We start from the raw sequence: 25682 nt of genomic DNA on the forward strand, positions 1-25682 counted from the left end.
ACCGCTTTTTCTCGGATGACCCGATGACAATTACAACTAAAGAAAAATGGAGTTAGACATGCCGATGAAACCTCTTATGACTTCTGTGATGGCAGGTGGCCTCGCTCTGATGATGGCGATACCGGCACAGGCACGGGATTTTCGTCTTGGCTTGATCACGCCGCCGCCGCATCGCTGGACTCAGGCTGCGGAAGCCTTTGCCGAAGATGTGCAACAGAAGTCCGGTGGCGAGCACAGCATCGCAGTGTTCCCATCTCAACAGCTGGGTAATGAAGCGCAGATGGTGCAGCAGCTGCAGACCGGTGCGTTGGACATGGCTTTTCTGACCGTTGCCGAGATCTCAAACCGGGTGCCTGATTTTGGTGCTCTTTATGCGCCTTACCTGGTCGACAATATCGATCAGGCGGCAGCACTGCTGAAGTCGGAAGCCGCCACCGACCTGCTGGACCAACTGCCGGCAGAAGCGGGCCTGGTTGGTGTGGGTTACGGCATGGCCGGTCTTCGTCAGGTGATGAGCCGCGACCAGCTGGAAAGCCCGGCCGATCTGGAAGGTAAAAAGCTGCGCATCACGCCGTTCGAACCGATCCGCGATTTTTACATGGCAACCGGCGCCGCGCCGACCCCGATGCCGCTGCCGGCCGTTTATGACGCCCTGGCCAACGGCCAGATCGATGCTATCGATATGGATTTCGATTCGATCCTGATTTTCAAGTTCTACGAACGCTCTGACAAGATGCTGATCTCCAACCATATGATGTTCCCGATGGTGGGGGTGGTGTCTGGCCGCATCTGGAAAGATCTGAGTGCGGAAGACCGTGAGCTGCTGCAGACCAGCATGCGCACCCAGCTGGATGCAGTGATTGATCACTTCCAGGCGCTGGAGAAAGAGCAGGAGATGGAGCTGCGCGGCCTGGATATCACCATCCACGAAGCGACCAAGGAAGACTTCGCCGATGCGATCGCCGAGTGGGAAACTATCTGGTCTGAAAAGGCCAAGTCCCTGCCCAGCCTGAGAAAAGCCGCTGCCGAGATCAAAGGCAGCTGATCCTCTGAGTCAGTACCCTGCGGACCACCGGTCTGCAGGGCGAGGAAGTATGATGTTAGGATTTATTTCTGATCGCCTGGTGCGGCTCGAGATGGGTCTGGCGGCGCTGATGGCAGCCGCTGTCACCCTGCTGATTCTATTGAATATCGGCAGCCGCTCATTGGGAATGGCGATCTACTGGGTGGATGAACTGGCGATCTACGCCATGGTCTGGACCACCTTTTTGGCAACCTCTGTGGCACTTAAGCGGCGCCAGGTCGTTGCTGTAACCTTGCTGGTTGATCTGCTCGGCACAGGAACCCGCGCCTGGATTCAGTTGCTCTGTGACCTGATGATTCTGACCTTTGCGCTTGCCCTGCTGGTGCTCTGCTGGCGCTGGCTTGATCCAGTCACGTTTGCAGGCGTTGGCTTTGATATCAAGGCTTTTCAGGGCGATACATTTAACTTTGTATACTCCGAAAAGACCAACACCCTGGGGGTTAAAAAGATCTGGCCCTGGCTCATCCTGCCGTTTTTCTCCCTATCACTGACCCTTCACGCCCTGAATAACCTGCTCGGCAGCTTTAAAAGTGCGGCCTTTGTGAAGGGGGCTGTGTCATGACCTTCGCGGTGTTTTTTATTCTGCTGTTTCTGAGTGTGCCTATCGCGCTGGTGCTGGCGCTGACGGCGCTCTGGTATATCGGCACCTCAAGCAATTCGGTGCTGTTCGACTCTTATCCTCAGCAGCTGTTCGGCGCCATCGAGAGCTATGGCCTGCTGGCTATTCCGCTGTTCATGTTGGCTGGTGAGTTAATGAATGAGGGAGGGCTGACCAGTCGCCTGATCAATCTTGCGCGTATTCTTGTGGGGGGCTTCCGTGGCGGCCTGGCCTACATCAATCTGGTAGCCAACATGATGATGGCGGCCATCATGGGGTCGGCGGCGTCGCAAATCGCTATTATGTCCCGCGCCATGGTACCGGCGATGGAAAAAGAGGGTTACTCAGGATCCTATGCCGCGGCCATTACCTCGGCGGGCGGTCTGTTGTCACCAATTATTCCTCCCTCGATGCTGTTCGTTCTGTTTGGCGTTCTGGCGCAGATTCCCATCGCAGAGATGTTTATCGCCGGTATTTTGCCGGGGCTGCTCATGTCGTTTCTGTTCTTTGTCGTAATTGCCCTGGTGGGCCTGGTGCAGCAGTATCCTAAAGGCGACTGGCCGGACAAAGCCCAGCGCCGCGAATACCTGCTGATGGGACTGCCGGCCGCGTCGATTCCGCTGGTGATTATCGGCGGCATACTGACCGGATTGGCGACACCCACCGAGTCTGCTGCGCTGGCGTCACTGGCTGCGCTGCTGATCGGAAAATATATCTACAAAGATCTTAAATTCTCCCAGCTGCCGGAGATCCTGCGTCGCACGGCCTTGAACGCCGGTATGGTGATCATGCTGATCTCCGCCGCTGGCGTGTTTGGTTGGGTGGTGGTGTACGAGCAGATTCCCCAGGCTGCGGCGGCGTGGATCGCTGAGCAGACCTCGGATCCCTTCGTCTTCATGCTGATGGTGATTGGTGTACTGATCCTTGTCGGCATGGTGATCGACGGGATCGCCGCGCTGATTCTGGTTGTGCCGATCCTGCTGCCGATCGCCCAGGACCAGTTCGGCATTTCGCCTTACCAGTTTGGTGTCGTGGTGTGTTTGACGCTGGTGATGGGGCTATTAACGCCGCCAGTGGGGGCCGGTTTGTTTATCGGCTCATCTATGACGGGTATCGCACCGATGCGTATTTTCCGCTCTCTGCTGCCGTTCCTGCTCGCCACGCTGGCGACGCTGGTATTGCTCGCAGCGATGCCTGAGCTGGTGCTCGCCTTGATCTGATTTGGGCTGATCAAAGTCACGGCCGGGTAGAGCCAGGTATCTCGTATCTGAGCTTTGCGCGGTCTGTGGCGAGGGTGAGTTTTCGCGGCTTTTCCTCGCTAGCCCCCTTCGCTAGCCGGATCATAGCCATTAACCACATCCAGCCGTGCTTTCATCCGATGTAGCAGGTCGATAAAGATATCCAGCTCCTCATCGGAAAAATCCGCCAGTAGCAGCGCTTCGCGGCGCAGGGCGACTTTAAGAACCTGGTCGTGCAACGCCTTGCCCTTGGGGGTCAGCCGGATCAGGATCCGCCTGGCGTCCTGCTTATCTTTGCTGAATTCCACATCGCCATTTTCCTCAAGCTGCTTGAGCGCGCGGCTGGTGGCTGCCTTGTCGAGAGCGGTGACTTCGCAGATGCGGTTGGCGGATATATCGGATTCCACGGCCAGCATCGCCAGGATGCGCCAGTCCACCACACCCACACCAAAGTGCTTGCGATAACAGCTGGAGGCGCCGGCGCCGAGCTTGTTGGCGAGAGCGGTGACAAGCGCTGGAACGTAGCGATCCAGGTTTAGGCTGTTGCGCTCTGTGACGGAGCTTTTTGTTGTCATGACCGTCCGGTGTTTTGCTTGGATAGTGAATGGGTTAGCAGGGCATGCTACTGCCATCAGTCGGGCAAAGAAAGCGAGTGAGACCCGGCCAAAGCTCCTGTCCTGTTTGTTCAATCGCCGATTGGTGCATGTGGTAAAACTGCTTGGATATGTTGGTTTTATTAATAAGGTGTTGAAATTATTGATTTAATTAAACGGTGGTAACATTGTTATGCCGATATCGTTGACATATCAACGATATCGGCTCTATAGTTCGCTCCATGCCAACTAAAAAAACAAAAGGCTGAACGATGTTAGATCCTGTTATCCGCCATCCTTTATCCAGGGCGGTAGCCAGAACAGCTGTCCTTAAAGCTCAAAGTCCCGCTCATCACTCGTTAGGGTATGAGAGGATCACTCCCTCTTTCCCAGAGTTCAGTACCCATCGAGAGTTCAGTACCCATAGCCGCGCTCGTGCGGGGGTGATGGGGCGATATCCCCGTTCTGCTTTATCCATTAAATCTTACCGGACCGACACTAGCCCGATCGGAGCGAGACCTTTGCTCTCGGCTTGCGGTTTGTCCGCATGGCGCGTCTGAGCGTCTATCTCAAAAACAGACCCAGCAAAAAATAAGAGGTCCAATCATGAACGTTAGCCTGGCCGATCCTGCAACCCTTGCCCAACAACAAAACGCATCCAAACCCGAATTTCCGCTCGATATGTGGTATGTCGCGGCGCTCAGCAAAGAGCTGACGGACAAGCCCATTGGCCGCACCCTGCTGAATCAATCCGTGGTGCTGTTCCGCACCCCCGATGGTCAGGTCGCAGCTCTGGAGAACCGCTGCTGTCACCGCGACCTGCCGCTTTCATATGGTACGGTCGAAGAGTCCGGTATTCGCTGCGGTTACCACGGTCTGCTGTTCGATGGCGAAGGCAAGTGTCTGGAAGTACCGGGGCAGGACAGGGTACCCCGCAAAGCGTTTGTATCCGCTTACTCAGTGAAGGAGCAGGACTCGCTGGTCTGGATCTGGTTCGGTTCTGAAGAAAACTCGAAACCCAGCTGTGAACCGCCGCGCTACGAAGTACACACGGACGAACGCTATGTGTTTGATGGCGGCGTTTTCTACTACGAGGCGCCATACCAGCTGATTCACGACAACCTGCTGGATCTCAGTCATCTGGGCTATGTGCATCTGCGCACCATCGGCGGCAATGCGAAGGTACATATGGGCGCCGAGATGAAGGTGGAAGGCGAGGGCGACACTGTCCGTGTAGTGCGCCATATGCGCAACTCAACGCCGCCGCCGACCTACACCATGGCTTACCCCTTCGAGGATAAGGTGGATCGTTGGCAGGAGATCGAATTCCATCCGTCGCATCTGCGGATCTGGACCGGTGCGGTCAACGCCAATACTGAGTCACTGGACTCGCCCGACCGCGGCGGTTTCCATATGCGCGGTTTCCATGCGATCACCCCGGAAACGGCGGAGAGCAGCCACTACTTCTGGACCGTGGCCTCAAACCCTGCAACCAATAAAGACGAGATAAACAAAATCGTTACCGAGCAGAGTGAGATGACCTTTGAAGAGGATAAGGTCGTGATCGAGGCTCAGTACCAGAACATGAAGCGCTTTGCGGACCGGCCGATGGTCGATATCCATGTGGATGTGGGGCCGAACCGGGCGCGTCGTATCATCAAGCGGATGTGCGCGGGCGACAGCCACGCAGCGCAGTAAATAACTTAGCGCAGCTAAGAAAGTTGCGCGGTAAGGAAACGTTGCACAGAAAAGAAAAGTAGCCCAATAAAGAAAAGTTTCGCCTCAGGTAAAACTATAAATATAAAAGGAAACTTCGAATGAAATTAAAAACACTGGTTGCGATGGGTAGTGCGTTGGCTGCCTTTTCCATGAGTACTCTGGCAGCAGATGTGACGCTGCGTTTCGCCCATCCCTGGCCGGCTAACTCAGCAATCCACCAGGGGTTTGCTGAGTGGGGCAAGATGATCAATGAGGATTCGCAGGGGCGGATCGATATCGAGCTTTACCCTTCGCAAACGCTGGTGAAGGCCGGTGCCGCTTATGATGCGGTGGTGAATAATATCGCTGATATGACCGCCACGGTGCAGGGCTATACCGCCAACCGTTTTCCGCTGAGCCAGATCGTCGAGCTGCCGGGGATGGTCAACTCTGGCTCCCAGGGTTCCTGCATGCTGCAGAAACTGTATGACGAAGGCCAGGTCTCCTCCGAGTATGACGATTCCCACGTGCTGTTTGTTTACACCAATGGCCCGGGGCAGCTTCACTCCCGCGACAAAGAAATGCTTTACCCCGATGACCTGAAAGGGATGCGCATCCGTCGCCCAACCGTTGCAGTCGGTACGCTGCTGGAAAAACTGGGTGCTCAGCCGGTGGGCATGCCCGCGCCGGAAATCTACCAGTCACTGCAGCGTGATGTGATCGATGGCGTAGCGATCTCCTGGGATGGCACCAAGGTGTTCCGTCTTAATGAGCTGGTGAACTACCACACCCAGGTCAACCTTTACTCGCTGGCGTTTGTGGTCACCATGAACAAGAACGTCTACGCGAAGCTGCCTGACGATCTCAGAGCCGTACTCGACAAATATTCCGGCGCGAAATGGTCGCAGTACATGACCGCTATCTTCGATAACCTGGACAAGGAGTCGATGAAAGAGGCGGTCGAGATGGGCGACAAGCTGATCCCGCTCACCGATGATGCGCGCAAAGCCTGGGAGCCGGTACTGGGTGAAATCACCAATCAGTACATCAACGATCTGGAAGCGAAAAACATCCCGGCGAGAAAAGTCTACGAGCGTGCGGTAGAGCTGAAAGAGGTTTGCGGCGTTTAAGCGTCAAGCTTCCCTCCCCGTGAGGGCCAATCCCGGCATGTCCAGCAAGCGCATGCCGGGATTTTTTGTTTTATAGCACAATTGTTTTTATTACACGGAACCCAGGAATGTGTGATGGGTCTATCTGATTTCATACACTTTTTGGAGGGATTCCATGCTGAAGGATTCGCAAGACCGCTACGGCATTGTCAGCCGGATAATGCACTGGGCGATGGCACTGCTGATCGGGCTGCAGTTGCTGAAGTTCTTTGATCGGATTAACGATGGTGAACATTGGGTTGGGAAAACCCTGGTGCCGACCCATGTATCATTCGGCAGCTTGCTGCTGGTATTGATTGTCTTGCGGATACTCTGGGGCATTAGCCAGCGCAATCAGCGTCCGGAACAGGATCCCGCTTCCGCCAAGCTGGTTAAAGCGGGTCACGGCATGCTTTATCTCGGTATGCTGCTGATGCCGATAACCGGTGTCTCGATAATGCTGGGTAATGGCTATGGTCTGACCGTTTTCGGTACGGAGCTGGTTGCCCGCGGTACCGATATCCCCTGGGCCGCGAGCCTGGGCAGCCTGCATTCACCGCTGAGCTGGGCCCTGGCGCTGCTTATCTTTGGCCATATCGGCATGGCGCTGCTGCACCACTTTGTACACAAGGACGATACGCTCAAGCGTATGGCGTAAGCCGGTCCTCGTCTCCGCTGCGGTAGCTCTGTATTCGGCGATAACGCAGCGGAGTCTTTCTGCTCAATCAGCAGATCAGGCCAGTGCCTGTTCCAGCGCATCGCCGGCACGTTTAGCGGCGGCTGTATCCACCTTCTTATTAAGCACCTCTACGAGCTGGCGCAGCTGATCGGCTGTGACACCGGCATTCATACTGATATTTACGTGGGAGCCTACCTGAGATTCGGCACCGGTCAGTGCCGACAGCATACTCACGGTGGCCAGCTCACGGTCTTTCCAGTCCAGGTTATCGCGCTCGAAGATATCGCCGAACAGGTGAGCTTTAAGATAGGTGTCGATGGCAGGCGCGAAATCGAACAGTGGGCCTTGAACCGGTGCGCCGGCCAGGCTTGTCTGGTTGCGGGTGCCTGCGGCCAGCAGTTCTTTTCCCTGAGGGATGGTCTTACTCGGCGACTCCTGGCCGGGATCGTCTTCTATGCCCTGTTCTTTGCGCTCCGACACCAGTTTCATCAGCGCGCCAAGGGCGTTAAGGCTGCGCGGAAATCCGGCGTAGGCATAAACCTGAACCAGCACCTCTTTGGCATCGCTGATGCTGACGCCGTTGTCCAAGCCCTGTGCCAGGGCGGTGTTCAGCTGGGGGATATCACCAGCTGCCGCAAAGGCTGCGATTGGGATAAGTGCTTGCTGACGGGGAGTTAATGCTGTGTTGGTCATGAGAAAAACCTCCTTTGAGTTGTGAGCTCCTTCTCCTCGCCTGCGCGTTGATCGGCGGGTTGGCAGCGCAGTCGACGTAGAGGATTACGCTGGCTGCGGCTTTTTCGCGCAGGCTAGATACTGGGTGTTGCCAGTATCTAGCGGGGAGGGCTGCATCGGTCGCTGAAATGCGGCAGTGATCAACGCTGCCAGTAAGTTACCGATGAGGGAGTCGATGACTGCGTGATCGGCGTTCAGTCTTTCTTGATTGGGCCGCTCAGGTACTGCTCATCGGTAACCGGCTCCATCCAGGTGACCGGGCTGCCATCCAGCGCTTCCTGCACCGCTACGTGCTGCATGTAGGTGGTATCGGTGGCGCCATGCCAGTGGCGACGGCCGCAGTTGCAGTAAATGATGTCGCCGGGACGGATTTCGGTGCGCGGGCCGCCTTCACACTGGGTCCAGCCAACGCCATCGGTGACCAGCAGTGCCTGACCCAGCGGGTGGGTGTGCCAGTTGGTGCGAGCGCCCGGTTCAAAGTTGACTACGGCCATGCCAATGCGGGACGGCTCCGGGGCGTTAAAAATCTTGTCGATACGTACGGTGCCGGTGAACCAGTCGGCCGGCCCCTTGATCGCCGGGGTCGAACCGGCGCGGATAACCTGCATGTCGTCAGGGTTGTTTTCTGTAGCGCTCATAGGTGCCTCCTGATCGGAATCTTGTTTCTGTACTGCCTGTTGAGTAATACCAATCTAGCAAATTAGGATTATCTTCTGTATACGTTAAATCCTTAATGCAGTGTGAAGTAAAACTTAACAATGACCACTCAAAGCCTGGATGCTCTCTCCGTATTCGTGACCGTTGCCCGGGAGGGCAACTTTACCCGTGCCGCGGCACACCTGGGCGTTTCGCCCTCTGCGGTCAGCCAGACCATGCGCGGTCTCGAGGAGCGCCTGGGGGTGAGGTTGCTGACGCGCACCACCCGCAGCGTGACGCGCACCGAAGCAGGGGAGAAGCTGCTGCGTGAGATCGCTCCACTGCTCGATGAGATCGATGCACACCTGTCGGCGGTGGCCGACCTGCGCGACAGGCCAGCGGGCATCGTCCGGATTACCGCCGATGAGTACGCGGCGCGCTATGTACTCTGGCCCCGGCTGTTGGCCTTGCTGGATAAATATCCCGAGATAACCGTCGAGCTGGTCACCGATTACGGCCTGACCGATATTGCGGCGGAGCGTTGCGACGCCGGTGTCCGGCTTGGCGGTATTTTGGCGGCGGATATGGTTGCCGTGCCGATCGTAAAACAGGTGCGGATGGTTACAGTGGCATCACCCAAGTATCTGGCGCGCTACTCGGTACCCGCTACGCCGAACGATCTCACCAGCCATCGCTGCATCAATTTGCGCCTACCCACCCACGGCGGCCTCTATGCCTGGGAGTTTGAGCGAAACGGAGAGGAATCCCGGGTACGGGTGGATGGTCCGCTGATCATGAACAGCGTGATTCAGATCCTGGATGCCTGTTTGGCCGGAGTGGGCCTGGCGCAGATACCGGATGGGCTGGCGCAGCCGCATCTCGATAGCGGCGAACTGCAAGAGGTGCTGACAGACTGGTCGGAGCCTTTCCCCGGCTACTACCTCTATTACCCCAGCCGTCGTCAGCAGACCGCCGCTTTCCGGGTGGTGCTGGATGCGCTGCGTGATGGCGCTCCGCTATAGCCTCAGTCAAGCTGCCACTGGCATAGCAGTGGGTTCTACATGAAGCTCCCTATGAGGCATCACGCTATTGGTCACTCGCGAGATCAATGATCTCCGCATTTTTTGAGGCCGGTTTCGCCTGCTGGCGAGCAAAGGGACTTGTTCGGACAAGCCCCTTTGCAATCCCAAACCGCCCCTATGCCTTGGTCGGCTACGCCGACTGCCCTGTGCTTCTCGTCTGAAAGAGCGGGAAAGGGAACTCACCGCTTCGCGGCTCAAACAGCCTTTCCCTTGTATCTCTTTCAGCCTGCGATGCTCGGCAGCGCCAAAGGGGATGGATCGCTGCGTTTAGGTCGTCCTGAGGCATCCAGCGCCGTTTTCATCAAGGCGTTAGAAAGGCCAGACCTCGTTAATTACGTTACACGCCTTCGATCTGGTAATCGCTCAGCTCCACATCGACATTGGTGGTGCGTCTGAACTTGTCCGGTCGAGGCAGCGGTACCGTGGCATCTATACCCAGGCGGGTCCATTTATCTTCTTCCACCATCGGGTTTAACCGGTGTCCGATAGCGTCCGGGATCACCAGCAGATCCTTTTCATAACAGCAGCGAGTCGCTACCGCCCAATCCACATCTTCTGATGAGTAAATATCCACATCGGTATCCACCACGGTAACGGTTTTGACAAAGGCGAGCGCCACGAAAGCCGCCATCATCGCATTGCGCTGGCTGCCTTCATGTTTCTTGTCGATCTGCACCACTAGGTGATAGGGGACGCTGCCGTCGGCGAAGTGTATCGCCGTGACTTCGGGTACCAGGGCATTGATTTTGGTGAAGGCTCCGGCACTGGCGCTCATCCCGTAGGCATTGCGGACCTCTTTGCCGGACAGGATGGAGTGGAATATGGGATTTTTTCGGCGCGTAATGGCAGTGGCTTCAAACACCCAACGGGGGGCCTGTTCGGCGTAGTAACCGGTCACCTCGGCGTAGGGGCCTTCGATCTCCCGCACTTCCGGCAGAATGCGGCCCTCGATCACAAACTGTGCATTGGCAATCGCTTCAACCGCCACGGTCTGCGCTTCAATCAGTTCAACCGGTTCGCCGCGCATCTGTGAGGCGATGCCCAGCTCGTCCATATCGATGGGAGCGGCTGAAGCAGGAGCGGCGGCAGCGACGGTCAAAGGAAGATCGATGCCATTGTTGACGGTGATCTCCAGCGCTTCGCCTTTCGCTTCTGCGCGCTTGTAGTAGTCCATCAAGTGGCCAAGCTCTTCCAGCAGCAGGGTAAGGCGATTCTTCCCGGTCACCATCATGCGGTGAATGGACAGGTTGCGAACACCGGTATCCGGGTCCTTGGCGATGACCACGCTTGATGTCAGGTAGGAGCCGCCGTCGCCTTCGGCATGATGAGGAATCGGCAGGCTGGTGAGGTCTACATCAAGCTCAATGACTTCATTGGCAGGCCCCTGCTTAAGCACCACCGGCTCCATCGGTGATAGATGCCATTGCTTGATCTCGTTCTGCAAGACAAAGGGCAGCTGAGAATTGGTCGTGCCAAGAATGTCGGCGAGAATATGCCGGTTCCAGTACAAACCGATCAATACCGGATACTCACTGCCTTTAACGCGCTCGAAAAGGATCGGCTTGGTGCCCTCGAGCTTTTTGGCGATCCCCGCCATCTCCAGCTTCGGGTCTACTTCTGTCTTTACGCGAATTAAATTGTTGTTGGCTTCAAGAAAGGCCAGGTATTGGTTGATATCGGTGAGATTCCTCTCTCCCAGGTCCATTTGTAAATTCCTTATCTATCTTTGCGTTTGTAGCGGATATAGAAAGCGATGCAGTGACCAGCCGTAGGCTAGTTGACCGGAACTATTGAGTAGCAGCTAGTTTGGAGGATGCAGCTTTTATTAGATGCGAGCTTAACGGTCTCACTGGTCTGTTTCCAGGGATCAGTTGCTCGTGTTTCTGTCTGCAGATCCAGGCCCGCTTCGGTAAAGCTACCATCCGTGGTGATGGAAGGGACGACGACGGAGACAGTATCTGGCTCCGCCTTTTGAGTCAGTCGATGACACTCAGTCTCATCGAGAGATCGATGGCGCTTACATCCTTGGTCAGTGTGCCCATGGAGATAAAGTCGACGCCGGTCCTGGCGATCGCGATCAAAGTCTCGTTGTTGATACCGCCGGACGCTTCAATCTTGGCTCTGCCGCGACTTTTCTCAACGGCGGCTTGGGTATCCGACAAGGAAAAGTTATCGAGCATAATCACATCAGCGCCCGCATCCAGGGCCTGGTCAAGCTCTTCCAGGGTTTCGGTTTCCACTTCTACAAGTTTACCGGGAGCGGAACGGTGTGCGGCCTCTACGGCTTCAGCCAGTCCACCGCAGGCGGCAATATGATTTTCCTTGATCAGGAAAGCGTCGTAGAGACCCATACGATGATTTTGACCGCCGCCACATCTCACTGCGTATTTCTGCGCCAGGCGAAGCCCCGGGAGGGTTTTGCGTGTATCGAGAAGTTGTACGCCAGTGCCTTCCACCTGCTTAACGAACCAGCCGGTTCGCGTTGCGGTGCCTGAAAGTAATTGCAGGAAATTGAGCACGGCCCGCTCTCCGGTCAGCAGCGAACGTGCTGGCCCTTGCAGAGTCACCAGCGTAGCGTTGGGCTCTACTTTATCTCCATCCGATACTTCCCACTCCAGCTGAACCGAAGGATCCAGCTGCCGGAATACTTCGTCGGCCCAGTCACGGCCACAGAACACCGCTTCCTGGCGGGTGATGATTCGTGCGTGGGCGTGACTGTCGGTGCCTATCAGAGCGGCATTTATGTCACCGCTGCCTACATCCTCGGCCAATGCTGCCACGACATTTTCGCTAATGGCCATTCTCAATTGAGCCGTATCGATGGGGTACATAGAACCTCTCTACTCTTATTTTTGGTGGATTGCAGCTGATTGCAGTTCGTAATTCCTGCTTGCAATGATCCTGTATTTTTCGCAGACTGGCAATAAACTTAGATATATAAGAATAATAGGAGGCTAGCATTCCATGGCCCATGCACCGCTTGATCTGTCTGTGACTCTCGTTAGCAAAGAAGCCGTAGCCGAAGGCATTTATCGTTTTGAATTTGCTCCGGCACCTGGCGTTGAACTCCCCCCCAGCGAAGCTGGCGCCCATATTAAGGTTCAGGTCCCCAGTGGCCAGGAGCGCCAATACTCGCTATGCCAGGGCTCCGGCGAAACTGATCGTTATGTGATCGTTGTTAAGTACGAAGCCGAAGGAAAGGGCGGTTCGCGCAGTCTTGTAGATGAAAGCGAAGTTGGCGATACCTTTGCGATCTCGGCGCCGGTTAATGACTTCCCCCTGACCGGTAATCCTACCCGATACATCTTTGTCGCCGGTGGCATAGGTATAACGCCTCTATACGCGATGATTCAGGAACTGATCGAGACCGCAGGCAAGCCCTGGAAGCTCTACTACCTCAGTCGTCATCCCGAACAAACAGCTTTTCTTGATGAGTTCGAGTTACCCGAATACCGCGGCAAGGTGGTCATTCATCACACCCACGGTGACCCCGAAAACCGGCTCGACCTCTGGCCAGTGCTGGAACAGCCGAAAGGTGCTTATCTGTATTGCTGCGGCTCGCGCGGGTTGATGGAAGAGGTGCGCGATATGACCGGGCACTGGTCTCCGAGCAGCGTGCATTTCGAGGATTTTGGCTCTGCCGATGCGGCGCACCGCCCCGATGACGAGCCCTTCAGCGTCCGGATTCAGGGGAGCGATGAAATTGTAAGCGTGGGGGCGGGCCAGACCATGCTTGAAGCGCTCAACGAACACGGAGTCGATGTTCCTTACTCCTGCGAAAGCGGAACCTGCGGCACCTGTCGCTGTGATCTGTTGGGGGGGGAGGCTGACCATCGTGATCTTCTGCTCAGTGATGAAGAGCAAGAGCGTTATGTTATCCCCTGTGTGTCTCGTGCTCTGACCAAAGAGCTGGTCATAGGTCTGCCCGAATGAATGCATCAAACCCATTACGCCTGGGGGTTGCGGGGCTGGGACGCGGTTTTATGCTGCTGATGCCGACAATAGCGGCGCATCCCGGAGTAAAGCTGGTGGCGGCAGCAGATCCTAGAACTGAAGCTCTGGAGAGATTTGAGGCGGATTTCGGTGGCACCGGCTATTCAGACTTCGAGATGCTATGCCAGAACCCTGAGGTTGAAGCCGTTTATATAGCGTCACCTCACGGCCTGCATCGTGAGCAGGTGGAGTGTGCTGCGCGCTATGGCAAGCATGTACTGGTTGAAAAGCCGATGGCGCTTTCGCTATCTGATTGCCGGGCAATGATCGATGCGATGCAACAGGCGGGGTGTCGGTTGCTCGTTGGGCATAGCCACAGCTTTGATTCCCCTTATCTCCAAGCCGCCAGAATGATCCGCTCGGGTGAATATGGTCGGGTAAAAATGATCAACGCTTTCAACTACACCGACTTTCTTTACCGGCCCCGTCGGCCTGAAGAACTGGATACAGCTCAGGGGGGCGGAGTGGTGTACAGCCAGGCGGCTCACCAGGTTGATATCGTGCGTCTTTTGGGCGGCGGTGAAGTCACCCGGGTTATGGCGCAAACCGGTCAGTGGGATCCCAAGCGCCCTACCGAAGGCGCTTATTCCGCATTGCTGACTTTCGCCAATGGGTGTTTTGCCACCCTCACTTACAGCGGTTATGGCCATTTCGATAGCGATGAACTGAACGGCTGGAGCGGAGAGCTGGGGCAGCCTCGCGGGCCTTCGGAGTACGGCAAAGCTCGTGCTGCACTGCAAGCCGTGACCTCGTCTGAGGAGGAGGCTGCTTTGAAGAACCGGCGTGCCTATGGCCCTGACTTGGGACTTTCAAATACTTCGCTTGAGGGGATCGCACATAACCACTTTGGTTGGATCATGGCCAGTTGCGAAGTGGCCGATCTGAAGCCAACCCCCGCCGGCATCGACGTTTATGGTCATACTGAACACCGTCTTGTACCCTTGGGAGCGCCTGATATTCCACGGCGGGAAGTTCTCGACGAACTGATCGCCGCAGTTCGTAACGATGTTCCCCCAATCCATTCCGGCGAGTGGGGGTTAGCAACCATGGAAGTGTGCTTCGCGCTGCTAGAGTCAGCGCGAACCGGTCAGGCGATCGACTTGTATCATCAGTGCCCGGTGAGGGCAGAAGGAGCCTGACTCTATGACAAAGCGTGACGTCCGTGAAACGGAAAGTGTTTTGCGGCATTGGCATCAGCAGGTGCCGGACGATCGTATGGCGCACCTGGTGCGCGACGCCAGTCGTCTTCTTGCCAAAAGCCTCCAGCGCAGGCTGGCCGAACATGGAGTCAGCTTTGGCCACTGGTCATTTCTGAGGATTCTCTGGGCTACTGAAGGCCTGTCTCAGAGAGAACTCAGTGATCAGGCGGGCGTGATGGAGCCTACAACCTTTACTGCGCTGAAAGCGATGGAGGCGAATGGCCTCATCGAGCGCAGACACTTAAACGGTAATCGTCGCAAGCAGCATATTTTTCTGACTGATAAGGGAAAGGAGCTCAAGGACGTGCTGACTCCGCTGGCAGAGGAGGTCAACCACATTGCGTTGGCGGGCGTATCCGAAGCCGAGAGTGAAGCGACCCGTAAGACACTGCTTACCATGATAGATAACCTGGCGGTCGACAATCAGTCATCCGAGTCGGAAGGTGAGCCCGACGGCTGAACGCGAGATCGCCTGCAAAGCCGGAGATCCAATAATAATGAAAACCCAACCGAAGTTGCTCAGTAGCCTGCTCGATGACCTGGTCGATGCGAATCTTATCCTGTTTAACCAGGGGGTCGTGGATGCCTTTGGGCATGTGAGCGTGCGTAATCCGGAAAAACCGCACCACTATTTTCTCTCGCGAAATATGGCACCAGGTCTGGTGGCTCGTGAAGATATTATCGAATTCGACTTAGACGGCAACGTGGTCGATGGCGATACCCGGAAGGTCTACCTGGAGCGCTATATACATGGGGAGATTTACCGCGCCAGGCCAGATGTCATGGCGGTGGTGCATAGCCATTCACCATCCGTAGTGCCGTTCAGCGCCGTAAAGTCGAGCCCGCTTCGCCCCATGTGTCATATGAGTGGCTTTATCGGTAATCATGTACCGAATTTCGAGATTCGTGATGTGGCCGGTGATGCGACCGATCTGCTGATTACCAACCAGAAGCTGGGTGCCGCGCTATCCGATACACTGGCTGACAACACAGTAGTCTTGATGCGGGGCCATGGTTCCACCGTTGTGGCGCCAACGCTGAAGCAGGCGGTCTATCGTGCGGTATATGTTGAAGTGAATGCGAAGCTACAGGCCGAAGCCAGTCGCCTCGGTCCCATTGAATTCCTGACCGACGGTGAAACCCAGACTACCCAGAAGACCATTGAAGGCCAGGTCGAGCGCCCCTGGCAGCTCTGGCGAATGAATGCCCGCAAGGCGCAGTTAAGCTGGCAGGAAAGCTAGTGCCAAAAAGGGTTCTGCCTGCAGGAGCGGCTCCGTAATGGAGCCGCTCCTTTTTGTTTTAGCCGCTTGTAAATAGCGAGCAGGTCGGTCCATTCTCCGCTTTCATCTCCAAAGCAGGCCGCCACTATCGCTAAACGCGCCTGCTCGCGTCCTCCAGTCTTACTGCCCATTCTTTTGTTGCCTCTCCTTTGCTGCCTGTTCTGTCGCTGCGGTCCGTGTCGTCTGATGATCCTTGTGAGCCCGGCTTTTTTACTGGGCGTCGACTTCGAAAGAGGCTGGGTACTCTCTATTTAATAGAAGGTGAGCAGATGGGGAGCTGCTGTAGAGTTTGAGGATCAGGTAGGAGGCTTGAGGGGGAGGCTGGCCTTCGTTTTCCAGCCGCCAGGATGATATTTGGCGAAGTAACGTAGAGTGTTATGACGTTCTGCTCGAACGAAAAAAAGCCGGTGCGATCTTGGCATCGTACCGGCTAAAAGGGTCTTACAGGACCAACTCGTTTTTTCGAAAAGCTAAACCTTTCCTATTCGCTTCATTCAGCTAGATAGCTTCATTCGAAATCGAAGGTGAGGCGTCATCAGCATCGAAACGATGAACAGAATCACACCCGCAACGATGGCCGCCGTACTTGGGAAGATGAACAGCAGGCCGGAAACACCGAAGCCGATCCGGGCCTGGGTGGTCAGGCTGTCTTTCCAGAATCCCTCAATCCCGATGCTGAGCAGAATGACCCCAATGCCGGCGGTGATGCAGGCGGTAGAGATATCAATCCAGCTACCGTTCAACAGCAATCCGTCCCCGTACATAAAGGCAAAAGGTACGATAAACGCTGTGATCGCCAGGCGCACAGCACCCACTGCGATACTTAAAGGTTTGGCATCAGCGATCGCTGCGGCTGCAAAGGCCGCTACGGCAACAGGAGGAGTCATCGCAGAGAGGACGGCGAAGTACAGAATGAACATATTGGTCTGCATCAGGCTGAAATCCAGGGAGTTCAGCGTCGGTCCGACCAGTACGGCCGCCAGTATAAAGGCTGAGGGCGTTGGCATACCCATACCGAGAATGATCGCCAGCACTGCAGAAATCACCAGAACCAGAATGGTACTGTTGCCGGACAGCAGGAATACCAGGTCGGCAAACTTGCCGCCGAGACCTGTCATCGAAATCCCGCCGATTACAAGGCCCGCCGCCGCACAGGCAGCGACCACTGCTACCATTCTCAATGTTGTCTCACCCAGGGCATCCCACACATCGCGGACGCTCATTCTGGTGGACGGTTTTACCGCGGAGACGATGAGTACTACCAGCGTGGCGATCGCAGCCACGTAGGTGGGCGAGTATCCGAGAATCAGCGCAACAGAGAGAGCTACCAGCGGGATAATAAAGAGCCCACCATTGCTCAGTGTTGTGCGCATTTTCGGAATCTCGTCAGCGTTCAAGCCGCCAAGGCCCATCTTGCGGGAGCGCAGATGTATCTGGGTGTATACGCAGAGGTAGTAGAGCAGGGCTGGAACGATGCCGGCGATAGCAATATCGCGGTAATCGATCCCGGTGTACTCGGCCATTATAAAGGCTGCCGAGCCCATCACCGGCGGAAGCAGGCTGCCTCCTGTTGATGCGGCTACCTCAACACTGCCGGAGAGCGGCTTGCTGTAACCGAGCCTCTGCATGATCGGAATGGTAATCGAACCGGTAGTAACCACATCCGAGGTGGGGCTGCCGGACATGGTGCCGTACAGGCCGGAAGAGATTACCGAGATCTTCGCGGGGCCACCGACCTTACGTCCGGCCAGTGAGGATGCGAAGTTGTAGAAAAAGTCGGCACCTCCCGCACGAGAAAGAAAGGTGCCGAACAAAACAAACAGGAAGGCGTAGGTTGCCGCTACCCGAAGAGGTACACCGAACAGACCGTCGGTGGTGAACATCATGATGTCGAGAAAGTGGTTGTAGCTGACTTCCCGGAAGCCAAGTCCCGCAGGCAGGCTGTGGCCAAACAGGTTATACAGCACGAAGACAGAAACCACGCTGGTGAGGCCCACACCGACCGTTCGACGTGTGGCTTCAATGGTCAATGCCAGTAGTACAGATGCGGCGACCAGGTCAGGCGTTTCCAGTGGGAACAGCAGCGTGATGCGCTCGGCTATACGACCGCTTTCAACAAAGAAGTAGATGCCGACGACGACACTGGCTACGGAAAATAACCAGTCCATTACACTTGGGCGGTCCAGCCGGCCATTGGGACCGGCGGTGTACATCAGGAACAGCAGCGCGAGAATGGCGGACAAAAACACGACTGTCATGACGAACAGGTCGATGTAGACGACCGTGGTGGTATAGATAACAGCGATAGCAATCAGTGCAGCACAAGTTTTAACGGTTGTGCCGAGTTTGCCTGTTAACTTTCTTCTGGTTCCCGTTTCAACCAGTGAACTCAGCAGTTGGCGCATAGTCACTCACCCCTAATTGTCTGAAGAGCAGGCCTTATTTCAGGCCGGCTTCGGTCAGGTAGCGCAGAGCTCCCTTGTGGTAAGGAACAGCTTCAACCGAGGCCATTACCTCAGGGGTAAGTGCGGCCATGGCCGGGTGCACTCCTGCGAGGGTCTGGTAGTTCTCAAACAGGGCTTTGGTCAGGTTGTAAGCGGTCTGCTCATCCATATCGGCGCGCACCGCCAGGGCTGCGCCCAGTGATACGGTGTTAACCTCGGCTGGTGACCATTCATAGGTCTCGGCGGGGATGGTGAAGGCGATCGTACCGCTACTGGTATTCACGGTGTCGATGGTGCTCTGGGCAAGCGGAAGCAGCGTCAGTTCGACGCTATTGCCGGCCTGCATGATGGAGCTGTGGCGAACAAACAGTGAGTTCAGAATCATGTCGGCGCGACGGTCCTGGATCAGGCTCATCTGCTCATCGGAGGCCGCGTAAATCAGCTCGCCGCCCCAGCTTTTGATATCGTCAGCCGTTACGCCGATCGCCTTAAACATCTCTTCAGCGACGCTGGATGCGATGTTGCCGCGACGGTTTATCGCCACCACGATGGGCGGTTTAACTTCTGCGATATCTTCAAAAGACTCGATGCCATACTCTTCGGCAAAGCTGTTGCGCATGAGTGCCTGCATAGGCGCCCAGGTATACATGTATGAGAGTACGCTCAGGGAGGTGATTGGCTCGCGGAAGGGAGCGCTGCCAGATTCTGCCAGCAACATCTCAGCATCGTGGATAAGCGCCATATCGGCCTGGTCACGATCCAGTACCCCTACGTTCGCGATACCACCACCAGAGGTTTGGTAGGTGATGGTAGAACCGGGGTAGGCTTTTTTGACGCTGGCATCGATGCCGGCACCCAGAAGACTCCAGAGGCCTCCCGGTGAAGCGCCGGCTACGGTCATGTTGTATGACTCGGCGCGTGCCTGAGATGAGATGGCCAGGGTGCTCACGGCTGCAAGTACAATCAGCCAATGCTTGATTGTTTTAATCATCATAGAACCTCTTGTTTTTGTTGTTGGTTTTTCTAGTTGTATTGTTGGGGTATACCCTAGGGTTCTGGGTGTCCGACCTCGCGCCGGACCCCGTTTATTCAAATCTTGAAACTCTCCATACTGGCCGGATGAAATAGTTCCTCTGGCTTCACCAGGCGGCTGGAAAGGCCTTCCCTGTGGTGTTGGCTTAAAAAGCGTTCCAGCGTTGTTCGGTTGGCATCGAATCCGTAAGACCAGAAATCCTCGCCCATCAGCTGACGGGCTGCTCTGAGCTGATCTTCAACGAAGGGCAGGGTTACTTTGGTTGCCGATGTGTCCGATAAACGTGTGAGGGCCGCAGCCTTGGATTGTTCAAAAGCCTTGTACACCGCAAAAGGTAACCAGGGGTGTTGCTCAACCAGGGTCTTGCGGATACCCAACAGGTGCATGATCGGGAATAAGCCGGTGCGCTGATACCAGGCCTTGGCTTCGGCCATGGGGTCCTGGAACAGATAGCCGACATTGGGATGCCCGTTGCTGAAGCAGCTCGGTGCACGTGGGCCGATAACAGCATCCAGATCGCCATTCGCCAGCATGTTGGAGAGAGTTTCGCCTTCTGGGGCGTTAATCACTTCTACGCCATCAGCCAGGTTAAGCGTGATCTTCTCGACCCGACCGGCTTCTTCGTAGCCGCCGCGAACCCAGATCATCTCATTCGGTTTTACGCCGTAATCCTCCTCCAGGAACATGCGCACCCACACATTCGCAGTCAGCTGATATTCGGGAACGCCGATCCGTTTGCCGCGAAGGTCCTCGGGGCTGTCTATGCCACGGTCTGTACGGATATAGATAGAGGTGTGGCGAAAGGCCCGGGACGGGAATACCGGCACACCGACATAAGGGCAATCGTTGTTTGCCGTTTTAACGGTATAACTGCTCATCGACAGTTCGGTGATATCAAAGTCCGCATGCCTGAAGGCGCGGAAGAAGATCTCTTCAGGGTCGTGCAGCATGAAGACGGGATCGACACCGTCAATTTGTACGTCGCCATCCACCAGGGGGCGCATGCGGTCGTAGTTGCCGACCGCCACAGACAGATTCAATTTACTCATCGTCAAGGGCTCGCTAGGTCAAGAGGCTACGACTTCTGGTTCTTCGACTTCCGCCTTCGGCTCGGCGAGCGGCTCTTCACCTGGAGCACGACCCAGATTACGCCACTGCGTATCCTTTGGCACTATACCCTCAAACGACTTCAGCTCACTGTGCCGGATACGTGGTTCATTGGTGCCTATAACAGCGCCACCCTCAGCGACCAATTTTGCAGCGCGTACCATCTGACGGCGGAACTGCACAATCGCCAGATCGCTCGCGCCGAGACGATCTTCTGAACGGTCCGCGATAGCACCCATGGTTTCCCACATGGCGATATCCTGGTTAGGGATACCCCTGATACCGGTGAAGCTTTCGCCGGTTTTCATGATGATACGGTCCTGGCCGTAATCATTGGCATAGGTGTTAAAACGGTTGAACGACTGATCGAGATCGATGCCGACCTGCAGCGCCAGGAATTTACGCCAGCTTTCTGTATCAGGTGTGGTGCTCTTGTCGCCCCAGGCAATGAAGTGGAAGGCGGTGTGAGTATCGTCGATCGGTATGTGAAGTATGGCTATGTTGTAGCGGTTATTTGGAGGAATCTGAACGGTAAACGGTGCGATAAACAGCGTGGTACGCACATAATCATGGGTCTTGGCATCTTTGATCGGGCGGCGAATCGCTGCGTAGCGGAAGCCGAAAGGGGTTTCCTCAACCTGCATGCGTGGAGCGCGATCGGTGGATGGTCTGTACCAGAGCTGGTCGTCTGCCTCGGCCTGGGTTTTACGGGCAGGCACCATGTCGGTGGAGTGGAGCGTAGAGGAGTGTGCCGAGTCGATCGCGCCCTCCAGAATCTGCGCCCAGTTGCAGTCTATCTTGGTTTTTGCGATCGAGATCTTGGTATCCGGTGAGGGCTGGAATACAGGGGGATCGAATTCAGGAATGTTCTCCTGGTCACCCATGTAGACCCAGATAAAGCCGGCGGCCTCATGTGTTTTGTAAGCCTTGACCTTTACCTTCTCAGAGAGGGATGAGCCGTCAGGTTCAGAAGGCATTTCCAGCACATTACCTTCCACGTCCACTTTCCAGCCATGGTAGAGGCAACGCAGGCCACACTCTTCATTACGTCCCAGCGCCATGGAGGCCTTGCGGTGCGGGCACTTTTCATCGACAACGCCGACGCGGCCGTCGCTGTCGCGAAATGCAACCAGGTCCTCGCCGAGTAAACGCACGCGTACCGGCTTTCCGTCGACCTCAGCAACCTCTTCGCTCAAGCAGGCGGGCAACCAGTGGCTGCGCATGATCTTACCCATAGGCGCATCGCCTTCTACGCGACACAGCAGTTCATTGTCCTGGTGGGATAGCATCGATATCTCCTGTTTCTGTTCTTATTTTTCGGAGCTCATCAGAGCTCTTTTGCTTCGACTTCGTTCTGCACGGTAGAGCAGATTGAAATAAAATTAGATATCTAATGTTTTTAGAGGCTAGGGTAGTGATTGATCTGCGTCAAGAAAAAAATGATCAGTTCTTGAACGCGAGAGAAAGGGGTGAGCTGCACTCTGGAGCGCCGGAAGTTATTTTGTTATCTTAGGCCTCTAAGTTTATTTGGGTGCCGATTAGGTGCCAACTTTTAGCGGGCCTTCTGAAGAGTGGAAGAGATCAGAGGCCTGGGACGCAGACGCAAAACGAGAAAACTTATATGAAATTGAAACAGCGAATCGTCTTCACCTTCATGATGTCATTCGTGTTGTCATCGACGATGTCTGGATGGGTTACGTTTTTGAATATCAGCCTGAATGACCAGTTCATGGCGCACTGGCTGAAGGCGTTTCTGCTGTGCTGGCCTGCAGCCGCCGTCATAGCGTTTACCTGCACGCCAACGATTCACCGGCTCAGCGGTCAGGTGGTTGATCGGCTGGAAAAAGGTGTGGAGAAATGCGGTGTAAGAGCAGGGGGAGAGTGCAGTTAAGCAGGCATAGAGGGAGGGGCGATTCCCGCAGAACTCTGTGGTAAATCGCGTAGGGACTATGAGCGATTAATACCGCAGGCCCGGATACTTGCCTCCCTGGTGAAGTAGAGAGCCGTCAGATACTGGAAGTGAAAATGGTGCTCTGTTCTGTGTCTACTCGCTTCCTGCGCTAAGCGCTTTTTGAATAGCTTCACAAGCTTCTTTCCAGGGAGCGATTGCGTGCCTGTCTGCCAGCAGGTCCAGTCCCGTTTTGGTAAAGGTACCCTCGGTGGCTATAGATGCACTGATCTCACTGAGTGGAAGATCTGGCCGGGCTGAAGCGAGAGCGGTGGCGCCGCTGATCTGCTGGGTGACCAATGCACGGGCCTGCTCTGGGCTCAGGCCCTGATCGGCGAACCAGCCGCTGAGCTGATCGAGGAAATCGTAGATCCAGCCGTTCATGCAGGCGGCGGTGGAGGCCAGCTCGAATTTCTCTTCATTCTCAAACACAATCAGTTCGCCAAGCTGTGAGAGCAGCTTGCCTGCTGTTTCATTATCGGGAAACAGCGGTACCGCTCCGGCGCCAAACTCTGCACAGGCCAGGGGCAGGGTGCGTACAACCAGGGCCGGTGCAGTAAGAGGCTTGAGCTGGGCCAGCGACACACCGGCCGCGCAGGAGATCAGCAGCTGGTTGGGTTTGAAACTCAGTGGTTTGAGCAGTGATTCGAGCTGCGCCGGGCGTACTGCAATCAGCAGGGTATCGCAACGGTCGACCAGCGTTTGGTTATCGGTGACGATTTCACAGTCGTGTTCAAGCCGCAGCCGCTCGGCGGTTTCTTTTCCCCGAGGGGATAGCAGGATGTGGCGTTTGTCCCCGGCGTTACGCAGGCCGGCAACTACATAGCTGGCCAGGTGGCCGACGCCGAGAATGCCGAGGGTGTCACTCATGCAAAACCTCATTCATGGGTGGTGTTTTATGCGAAAAACCACATGCCGATAATAATGGCGGTGGTGATCCCTACCGCATCACAGAGCAGGCCGGCCCAGAGCGCATAACGCATACGGGTGATGCCGACCACGCCGAAATAAACCGTCAGCACATAGAATGTGGTTTCGGTGGAACCCTGCATGATCGCTGCCAGACGACCGGCCAGGGAGTCAACGCCGTGAGCGTTGATTGTCTCCAGCATCATGGCGCGCGAGCCGCTGCCACTGAACGGTTTCATAAAGGCCACCGGCAGGGCGTCGACAAAAGCGGTGGTGATGCCCATGGCCGTCAGCAGGCTGCCGATTCCCTGTAGCAGCAGGTCCAGAGCGCCGCTGGCGCGGAACATACCGATCGCCACCAGCATAGCGACGAGATAGGGGATCAGCATCACTGCGGTTTCAAACCCGGATTTGGCACCTGCGACAAATTCATCGTAAACCCGCACCTTGCGAATCAATCCGGTGAGAATAAACAGGGCGATAACGCCGAGCAGCAGGCCGCTGGCGATGGTCGATGACACCTGGGAAAGCTGGTCCACCGGCAGCTGACCAAGCCAGTAAACGAAGCTCGCCACCAGGGCGACAAATGCCGCCAGGGAGCCAAGAATCACCCGGTCCATACGGATCTTCTGAATCGCCATCACCGCCAGCAGGCCGGCTAGGGTAGAGGCGGTGGTCGCGAGCAGAATCGGTACGAACACATCGGTGGGGCTGGCGGCACCGGCCCGGGCACGGTACATAAAGATGGTCACCGGCAGCAGAGTCACCGATGAAGTATTCAATACCAGAAAGAGGATCTGCGCGTTACTGGCAGTGTTCGCGATCGGGTTAAGCTGCTGCAGCGCCTGCATGGCGCGGATGCCGAGCGGGGTGGCGGCGTTATCCAGACCCAGCATGTTTGCGGCCAGGTTCATGGTGATCGCCCCCTGCGCCGGGTGCCCTGGTGGCACCTCAGGCATCAGTCTAGAAAATAGAGGAGAGAGCGCACGGCTGAGCTTCTCTACTAGCCCCGCCATTTCCGCGATGCGGAACAGCCCGGACCAGAGCGTCAGCAGCCCGACCAGTCCTATGGCTATGTCCACCGACAATTTCGCCATATCGAAACCGCTGTCGACCAACTTCTGTAATACCTCGGCGTCGCCGCCTACCCAGCGCACCGCAGCAACCAGGATGCTGATCAGCATCAGGCCCGCCCAAACCTGGTTCAATTCCCTATACCTCCGCGCTCAGGCTTAAGTTGTTGTGCTTTGAGCATAACAGATATATCCCGGCGGATTAGCGGGATAAATGACGTCTACAGCATCTGCTTTTGCCAGGGACAACCTACATGGGAAGGGCTGGAGGCGTCTGGCAGTCAGTCCAGCAACCCCTGCTCGGACGCTGCCACCAGCCGGTCGACCACATGGCGGATCTTCGGCAATACCCGGCGGCTATGGGGCCAGACGGCGCTGATCGGCACTTCGCCGCCAGAATAACCCGGTAATACCTCCTGCAGGGCGCCGCTGTTGAGATGTTCGCCCACCAGCCATAACGGCAGCTGGGATAGGCCACATCCGCCGAGTACCGCGCCGAGCAGAGCCTCGCCATCGGCGAATTCATGGGTGGCGGGAGGCGTTACCCGTGTCAGTTCGCCATTGGACTGCTTCATCAGCCAGGAGACCGGTTGATTACGGCGCACCCCGACTACGCAGCGATGCCGGCTAAGGGCGTCGATGGAATCCGGTTCGCCGTTCTGGTGCAGATAATCCGGCGAGGCGCAGATCACCAGCTTCTGCGTCGTCAGGCGACGGGCGACCAGGCCGCTGCTGTCGGCCAGTTCACCGATGCGCACCACCAGGTCTATGCCTTCCTCAATCAGGTCCACAAAGCGCTCGCTGAAGGAGACGGTCAGCGATAGCTCCGGGTATTCCCGCGCGATCTCCAGCAGCAGCGGCAGAATCCGCTGGCGCCCGAATGCGGCAGGCAGGTCGACACGCAAACGCCCGGCAGGGCGGGTGGTGTGCGAGGTCAGATCCGCTTCCGCTTCATCCAGAATATCCAGGGCGCTCTGGCAGCTGGCCAGGTAGCGCTCGCCATCCGGCGTCAGGCTTAGTCGTCGGGTGGAGCGCTGGAACAGTTTCAGGCCCAGCCGCTCTTCCAGGCGGCCGACGCTCTTGGCCACGGCAGATCGGGTCAGGCCCAGCCGTTCTGCCGCTGCGGTAAAACTGCCCAGCTGGGCGGTGGTGACAAAAGCGGTTATCCCGCCCAGATGATCAGTGTTCCGCATAATCGGCTATCGCTG

24 protein-coding genes are annotated in these 25682 nt (G+C 56.2%); 12 read left to right on the forward strand and 12 right to left on the reverse strand.

Going from position 1 to position 25682, the window contains the following annotated elements:
• Positions 1-64 precede the first annotated feature (64 nt).
• The 3 genes from CLV83_RS17850 to CLV83_RS17860 are packed head-to-tail and all read left to right on the forward strand — an operon-like array spanning position 65 to position 2902.
• The gene (locus CLV83_RS17850) at positions 65-1045 is read left to right on the forward strand and encodes a TRAP transporter substrate-binding protein (RefSeq protein WP_165900344.1); all 981 of its coding nucleotides are present in this window, start codon (positions 65-67) and stop codon (positions 1043-1045) included.
• Between the two features lie 52 nt (positions 1046-1097).
• Entirely contained in the window at positions 1098-1646 is a 549-nt protein-coding gene (locus tag CLV83_RS17855; protein WP_132295699.1) for a TRAP transporter small permease, read from the forward strand.
• Positions 1643-2902, forward strand: coding sequence for a TRAP transporter large permease (locus tag CLV83_RS17860; RefSeq protein WP_132295702.1), 1260 nt, complete (start codon positions 1643-1645; stop codon positions 2900-2902). The genes CLV83_RS17855 and CLV83_RS17860 overlap by 4 nt, the downstream gene beginning before the upstream one ends.
• 98 nt (positions 2903-3000) lie before the next feature.
• Here the strand turns inward: CLV83_RS17860 and CLV83_RS17865 are convergent, their stop codons facing one another.
• On the reverse strand, positions 3001-3495 hold the full coding sequence (locus CLV83_RS17865; protein ID WP_132295705.1) for a MarR family winged helix-turn-helix transcriptional regulator: 495 nt from the start codon (positions 3493-3495) through the stop codon (positions 3001-3003).
• Between the two features lie 624 nt (positions 3496-4119).
• On the opposite strand from CLV83_RS17865, the gene CLV83_RS17870 reads away from it, so the two are divergent.
• The 3 genes from CLV83_RS17870 (at position 4120) to CLV83_RS17880 (ending at position 7017) form a co-directional block, all read left to right on the forward strand.
• Positions 4120-5211 (forward strand): aromatic ring-hydroxylating oxygenase subunit alpha, encoded by a 1092-nt coding sequence (locus tag CLV83_RS17870; protein WP_132295708.1) that lies wholly within the window; start codon positions 4120-4122, stop codon positions 5209-5211.
• Positions 5212-5330: 119 nt separating this feature from the next.
• Positions 5331-6341 carry a TRAP transporter substrate-binding protein gene (locus CLV83_RS17875; RefSeq protein WP_132295711.1) on the forward strand — a complete coding sequence of 337 codons (1011 nt, stop codon included), beginning with the start codon at positions 5331-5333 and terminating at the stop codon, positions 6339-6341.
• A gap of 154 nt (positions 6342-6495) precedes the next feature.
• Entirely contained in the window at positions 6496-7017 is a 522-nt protein-coding gene (locus CLV83_RS17880) for a cytochrome b (protein ID WP_132295714.1), read from the forward strand.
• Positions 7018-7092: 75 nt separating this feature from the next.
• Here CLV83_RS17880 and CLV83_RS17885 read toward each other — a convergent pair whose 3' ends face one another.
• Together CLV83_RS17885 and CLV83_RS17890 are read right to left on the reverse strand one after the other, a co-directional pair.
• Positions 7093-7731, reverse strand: a complete 639-nt coding sequence (locus CLV83_RS17885) for a carboxymuconolactone decarboxylase family protein (RefSeq protein ID WP_132295717.1) — start codon at positions 7729-7731, stop codon at positions 7093-7095.
• Between the two features lie 233 nt (positions 7732-7964).
• A complete protein-coding gene (locus CLV83_RS17890) occupies positions 7965-8408 on the reverse strand; it encodes a (R)-mandelonitrile lyase (protein ID WP_132295720.1) in 444 nt (147 codons plus the stop codon).
• Between the two features lie 120 nt (positions 8409-8528).
• Between CLV83_RS17890 and CLV83_RS17895 the strand changes: the two genes are divergently transcribed.
• Positions 8529-9428 carry a LysR family transcriptional regulator gene (locus CLV83_RS17895; RefSeq protein ID WP_132295723.1) on the forward strand — a complete coding sequence of 300 codons (900 nt, stop codon included), beginning with the start codon at positions 8529-8531 and terminating at the stop codon, positions 9426-9428.
• A gap of 397 nt (positions 9429-9825) precedes the next feature.
• Here CLV83_RS17895 and CLV83_RS17900 read toward each other — a convergent pair whose 3' ends face one another.
• Both CLV83_RS17900 and nadC read right to left on the reverse strand, forming a co-directional pair.
• Positions 9826-11193 carry a UbiD family decarboxylase gene (locus CLV83_RS17900; protein ID WP_132295726.1) on the reverse strand — a complete coding sequence of 456 codons (1368 nt, stop codon included), beginning with the start codon at positions 11191-11193 and terminating at the stop codon, positions 9826-9828.
• 271 nt (positions 11194-11464) lie between these two features.
• Positions 11465-12319, reverse strand: coding sequence for a carboxylating nicotinate-nucleotide diphosphorylase (nadC, locus tag CLV83_RS17905; RefSeq protein WP_132295729.1), 855 nt, complete (start codon positions 12317-12319; stop codon positions 11465-11467).
• 133 nt (positions 12320-12452) lie between these two features.
• Here nadC and CLV83_RS17910 point away from each other — a divergent pair, with 133 nt between their 5' ends.
• From CLV83_RS17910 to CLV83_RS17925, 4 genes are read left to right on the forward strand one after another with little or no spacing between them, the layout of a single operon-like run.
• A complete protein-coding gene (locus CLV83_RS17910; protein ID WP_132295732.1) occupies positions 12453-13421 on the forward strand; it encodes a PDR/VanB family oxidoreductase in 969 nt (322 codons plus the stop codon).
• Positions 13418-14620 carry a Gfo/Idh/MocA family protein gene (locus tag CLV83_RS17915; protein ID WP_132295735.1) on the forward strand — a complete coding sequence of 401 codons (1203 nt, stop codon included), beginning with the start codon at positions 13418-13420 and terminating at the stop codon, positions 14618-14620. The genes CLV83_RS17910 and CLV83_RS17915 overlap by 4 nt, the downstream gene beginning before the upstream one ends.
• A gap of 4 nt (positions 14621-14624) precedes the next feature.
• On the forward strand, positions 14625-15140 hold the full coding sequence (locus CLV83_RS17920; protein ID WP_104004003.1) for a MarR family winged helix-turn-helix transcriptional regulator: 516 nt from the start codon (positions 14625-14627) through the stop codon (positions 15138-15140).
• Positions 15141-15177: 37 nt separating this feature from the next.
• On the forward strand, positions 15178-15921 hold the full coding sequence (locus CLV83_RS17925) for a class II aldolase/adducin family protein (protein WP_132295738.1): 744 nt from the start codon (positions 15178-15180) through the stop codon (positions 15919-15921).
• 533 nt (positions 15922-16454) lie between these two features.
• Here the strand turns inward: CLV83_RS17925 and CLV83_RS17930 are convergent.
• The 4 genes from CLV83_RS17930 to CLV83_RS17945 all read right to left on the reverse strand — a co-directional run bounded on the left by CLV83_RS17930 (position 16455) and on the right by CLV83_RS17945 (position 21833).
• Positions 16455-18365: a TRAP transporter permease gene (locus tag CLV83_RS17930; protein WP_132295741.1), complete on the reverse strand. Its 1911-nt coding sequence runs from the start codon at positions 18363-18365 to the stop codon at positions 16455-16457.
• 34 nt (positions 18366-18399) lie between these two features.
• Positions 18400-19398 (reverse strand): TAXI family TRAP transporter solute-binding subunit, encoded by a 999-nt coding sequence (locus CLV83_RS17935; RefSeq protein ID WP_243642429.1) that lies wholly within the window; start codon positions 19396-19398, stop codon positions 18400-18402.
• A gap of 95 nt (positions 19399-19493) precedes the next feature.
• Positions 19494-20486, reverse strand: coding sequence for an ABC transporter substrate-binding protein (locus tag CLV83_RS17940; RefSeq protein WP_132295744.1), 993 nt, complete (start codon positions 20484-20486; stop codon positions 19494-19496).
• Between the two features lie 18 nt (positions 20487-20504).
• Complete coding sequence (locus CLV83_RS17945) at positions 20505-21833, reverse strand: Rieske 2Fe-2S domain-containing protein (protein WP_132295747.1); 1329 nt, start codon at positions 21831-21833, stop codon at positions 20505-20507.
• 332 nt (positions 21834-22165) lie between these two features.
• On the opposite strand from CLV83_RS17945, the gene CLV83_RS17950 reads away from it, so the two are divergent.
• A complete protein-coding gene (locus CLV83_RS17950) occupies positions 22166-22435 on the forward strand; it encodes a DUF2798 domain-containing protein (RefSeq protein WP_243642430.1) in 270 nt (89 codons plus the stop codon).
• Between the two features lie 153 nt (positions 22436-22588).
• Here CLV83_RS17950 and CLV83_RS17955 read toward each other — a convergent pair whose 3' ends face one another.
• The 3 genes from CLV83_RS17955 to CLV83_RS17965 form a co-directional block, all read right to left on the reverse strand.
• The gene (locus tag CLV83_RS17955) at positions 22589-23362 is read right to left on the reverse strand and encodes an NAD(P)-binding domain-containing protein (RefSeq protein ID WP_165900345.1); all 774 of its coding nucleotides are present in this window, start codon (positions 23360-23362) and stop codon (positions 22589-22591) included.
• 26 nt (positions 23363-23388) lie between these two features.
• A complete protein-coding gene (locus CLV83_RS17960; protein ID WP_243642431.1) occupies positions 23389-24609 on the reverse strand; it encodes a nucleoside recognition domain-containing protein in 1221 nt (406 codons plus the stop codon).
• Positions 24610-24755: 146 nt separating this feature from the next.
• A complete protein-coding gene (locus CLV83_RS17965; protein WP_132295753.1) occupies positions 24756-25667 on the reverse strand; it encodes a LysR family transcriptional regulator in 912 nt (303 codons plus the stop codon).
• Positions 25668-25682 lie beyond the last annotated feature (15 nt).

Source organism: Marinobacterium mangrovicola, from assembly GCF_004339595.1.
GTDB lineage: Bacteria > Pseudomonadota > Gammaproteobacteria > Pseudomonadales > Balneatricaceae > Marinobacterium_D > Marinobacterium_D mangrovicola.

Excerpts from the sequence above, each read along its gene's own strand:
- CLV83_RS17950 (WP_243642430.1), top strand. The coding sequence starts at position 22,166 with ATGAAATTGAAACAGCGAATCGTCTTCACCTTCATGATGTCATTCGTG.
- CLV83_RS17875 (WP_132295711.1), top strand. The coding sequence starts at position 5,331 with ATGAAATTAAAAACACTGGTTGCGATGGGTAGTGCGTTGGCTGCCTTT.
- CLV83_RS17900 (WP_132295726.1), bottom strand. The coding sequence starts at position 11,193 with ATGGACCTGGGAGAGAGGAATCTCACCGATATCAACCAATACCTGGCC.
- nadC (WP_132295729.1), bottom strand. The coding sequence starts at position 12,319 with ATGTACCCCATCGATACGGCTCAATTGAGAATGGCCATTAGCGAAAAT.
- CLV83_RS17885 (WP_132295717.1), bottom strand. The coding sequence starts at position 7,731 with ATGACCAACACAGCATTAACTCCCCGTCAGCAAGCACTTATCCCAATC.
- CLV83_RS17895 (WP_132295723.1), top strand. The coding sequence starts at position 8,529 with ATGACCACTCAAAGCCTGGATGCTCTCTCCGTATTCGTGACCGTTGCC.
- CLV83_RS17925 (WP_132295738.1), top strand. The coding sequence starts at position 15,178 with ATGAAAACCCAACCGAAGTTGCTCAGTAGCCTGCTCGATGACCTGGTC.
- CLV83_RS17850 (WP_165900344.1), top strand. The coding sequence starts at position 65 with ATGAAACCTCTTATGACTTCTGTGATGGCAGGTGGCCTCGCTCTGATG.
- CLV83_RS17910 (WP_132295732.1), top strand. The coding sequence starts at position 12,453 with ATGGCCCATGCACCGCTTGATCTGTCTGTGACTCTCGTTAGCAAAGAA.
- CLV83_RS17915 (WP_132295735.1), top strand. The coding sequence starts at position 13,418 with ATGAATGCATCAAACCCATTACGCCTGGGGGTTGCGGGGCTGGGACGC.
- CLV83_RS17965 (WP_132295753.1), bottom strand. The coding sequence starts at position 25,667 with ATGCGGAACACTGATCATCTGGGCGGGATAACCGCTTTTGTCACCACC.
- CLV83_RS17945 (WP_132295747.1), bottom strand. The coding sequence starts at position 21,833 with ATGCTATCCCACCAGGACAATGAACTGCTGTGTCGCGTAGAAGGCGAT.
- CLV83_RS17865 (WP_132295705.1), bottom strand. The coding sequence starts at position 3,495 with ATGACAACAAAAAGCTCCGTCACAGAGCGCAACAGCCTAAACCTGGAT.
- CLV83_RS17860 (WP_132295702.1), top strand. The coding sequence starts at position 1,643 with ATGACCTTCGCGGTGTTTTTTATTCTGCTGTTTCTGAGTGTGCCTATC.
- CLV83_RS17930 (WP_132295741.1), bottom strand. The coding sequence starts at position 18,365 with ATGCGCCAACTGCTGAGTTCACTGGTTGAAACGGGAACCAGAAGAAAG.
- CLV83_RS17880 (WP_132295714.1), top strand. The coding sequence starts at position 6,496 with ATGCTGAAGGATTCGCAAGACCGCTACGGCATTGTCAGCCGGATAATG.
- CLV83_RS17855 (WP_132295699.1), top strand. The coding sequence starts at position 1,098 with ATGTTAGGATTTATTTCTGATCGCCTGGTGCGGCTCGAGATGGGTCTG.
- CLV83_RS17940 (WP_132295744.1), bottom strand. The coding sequence starts at position 20,486 with ATGAGTAAATTGAATCTGTCTGTGGCGGTCGGCAACTACGACCGCATG.
- CLV83_RS17890 (WP_132295720.1), bottom strand. The coding sequence starts at position 8,408 with ATGAGCGCTACAGAAAACAACCCTGACGACATGCAGGTTATCCGCGCC.
- CLV83_RS17935 (WP_243642429.1), bottom strand. The coding sequence starts at position 19,398 with ATGATGATTAAAACAATCAAGCATTGGCTGATTGTACTTGCAGCCGTG.
- CLV83_RS17870 (WP_132295708.1), top strand. The coding sequence starts at position 4,120 with ATGAACGTTAGCCTGGCCGATCCTGCAACCCTTGCCCAACAACAAAAC.
- CLV83_RS17920 (WP_104004003.1), top strand. The coding sequence starts at position 14,625 with ATGACAAAGCGTGACGTCCGTGAAACGGAAAGTGTTTTGCGGCATTGG.
- CLV83_RS17955 (WP_165900345.1), bottom strand. The coding sequence starts at position 23,362 with ATGAGTGACACCCTCGGCATTCTCGGCGTCGGCCACCTGGCCAGCTAT.